Below are 1,055 nucleotides of genomic sequence, written 5' to 3'. Positions count from 1 at the left end.
TAAAGCCGTTCTGTTTTAACCTGAGACATATCCTGCAGCCTGAAAGAAGTTCCAGCACTCGTCCGGGGTGAACATCCGGCAAATATCGCCAAGCGCGTGAAAAAGATCGGTAAAGGTCCGGGCACCGATCTTGCACAGGTGGGATTTCAGCTTGGAAAAGGCCTGCTCGATGGGATTGAGGTCCGGTGAGTATGGCGGCAGGTATAGAAACCAGCATCCTGCTTGCCGGAGCGCCTCTGCCGCTTCGGCGTTCCGGTGCGTGGCCAGATTGTCGAGAATGACGACGGTGCCGGGCGACAGTTCCGGCACAAGCACCTCTCGGACATACGCGGCGAAGGCCGGACCGTCCATTGCGCCCTTGATGACCCAGGGTGCGATCAGCGCCTCGTGGGTAAGGCCGGCAATAAACGTCTGTGTTCCCCAACTTCCGAAGGGCGCGTCCATCTCGAGACGCTGTCCGCACAGAGCGCGGCCCCGCATCCGGGTCAGGTTGGTTTTGACCGATGTTTCGTCAATGAACACAAGGCGTTCTGGCTGCAACCGCATGGCGGGCATACGGCGTGCCAGCCAATCGTGCCGCGCGCTCTTTACCCTTGCGCGGCGGCGCTCGGTGGCCACCAGCGATTTTTTTTATAGGTGAAGCCGAGGCGCGACAGGAGGGCGGCAATCGAGGAATGGTGTACCTCGACGCCTTCTGCCGCCATCAGCGCATCGCGCAATTCAAAGAGCGTGATATCCGGATCCTGAGCAACAAGTTCCTCGAAAAACGCCCGGTAAGGAGCCAGCTTGCCCCTTCCGGGGGGGCGTCCCTGCGGGGCGGGATCAGCATGGCCGCGCGTCCGGATCTTGCGCGCCCATCTCGCACCTGTGGCAGGTGAAAGCTTCAGCCGCAAGGCCGCCGCCCGTCCGCTCAAGCCTTCCTCGATGTATTTCTGAAATCGCGCACGAAGCGCATCCGGCAAAGGTGCTGACATGAACCATCCTCCTGAACAGGATGAATCACAAACAGAAGACCAAGGGAACTACCCGATTCAGGTTTTCACCGAACCGCTTTA

1 protein-coding gene is annotated in these 1,055 nt (G+C 59.7%); it reads right to left on the bottom strand.

The features are described from left to right. Nucleotides 1-15 precede the first annotated feature (15 nt). Nucleotides 16-974 (bottom strand): IS630 family transposase gene (locus tag HKX24_RS17610; protein ID WP_271691389.1). Its coding sequence is split into 2 segments (ribosomal slippage): nt 16-630 and nt 633-974, totalling 957 coding nucleotides; the frame shifts between segments, so codons are not numbered across the junction. Nucleotides 975-1,055 lie beyond the last annotated feature (81 nt).

Source organism: Sulfitobacter sp. M85, from assembly GCF_029285915.1.
Lineage (GTDB): Bacteria > Pseudomonadota > Alphaproteobacteria > Rhodobacterales > Rhodobacteraceae > Sulfitobacter > Sulfitobacter faviae.
The sequence above is the reverse complement of the archived record's forward strand: the minus strand, read 5'-3'. Positions and strand labels throughout refer to the sequence as shown.